The following is an 842-nucleotide window of genomic DNA, read 5'->3' on the forward strand; positions in this document are numbered from 1 at the left end:
CACGTAGACTGCCCAGGACACGCTGACTATGTTAAAAACATGATCACTGGTGCTGCGCAGATGGACGGCGCAATCTTGGTAGTAGCAGCGACTGATGGCCCAATGCCACAGACTCGTGAGCACATCTTGTTGTCACGTCAGGTAGGCGTACCATTCATCATCGTATTCATGAACAAATGTGACATGGTAGATGACGAAGAGTTGTTGGAATTGGTAGAGATGGAAGTACGTGAACTTCTATCTGAGTACGATTTCCCAGGTGACGACTTACCAGTAATTCAAGGTTCAGCGTTGAAAGCGTTGGAAGGCGAAGAGAAGTGGGAAGCGAAAATCATCGAATTGGCAGAAGCTTTGGATTCATACATCCCAGAGCCAGAGCGTGATATCGATAAGCCGTTCATCATGCCAATCGAAGACGTATTCTCAATCTCAGGCCGTGGTACTGTAGTAACTGGTCGTGTAGAGCGTGGAATCGTGCGTACTGGTGACGAAGTAGAAATCGTAGGTATCAAAGATACTACGAAGACAATCGTAACTGGTGTAGAGATGTTCCGTAAGTTGCTAGACGAAGGTCGTGCAGGTGAGAACATTGGTGCGTTGTTGCGTGGAACTAAGCGTGATGAGATTCAACGTGGTCAAGTATTAGCGAAGCCAGGTTCAATCAAGCCACACACTCAGTTCGAAGCAGAAGTATACGTATTGACCAAAGAAGAAGGCGGACGTCACACTCCATTCTTCAAAGGCTATCGTCCACAGTTCTACTTCCGTACAACTGACGTAACTGGTTCAGTCCAGTTACCAGAAGGCGTAGAGATGGTTATGCCAGGCGACAACTTGAAGTT

Annotated in this window: 1 protein-coding gene; it reads left to right on the forward strand. The window is 47.1% G+C overall.

The features are described 5' to 3' along the window. Positions 1-842, forward strand: an 842-nt coding sequence (gene tuf / locus ACQ661_RS12685; RefSeq protein ID WP_431668585.1) for an elongation factor Tu, incomplete at both ends; no start/stop codon positions are given.

Source organism: Pseudidiomarina sp. WS423, assembly GCF_050750165.1.
In the GTDB taxonomy this organism is placed as follows: domain Bacteria; phylum Pseudomonadota; class Gammaproteobacteria; order Enterobacterales; family Alteromonadaceae; genus Pseudidiomarina; species Pseudidiomarina fusca.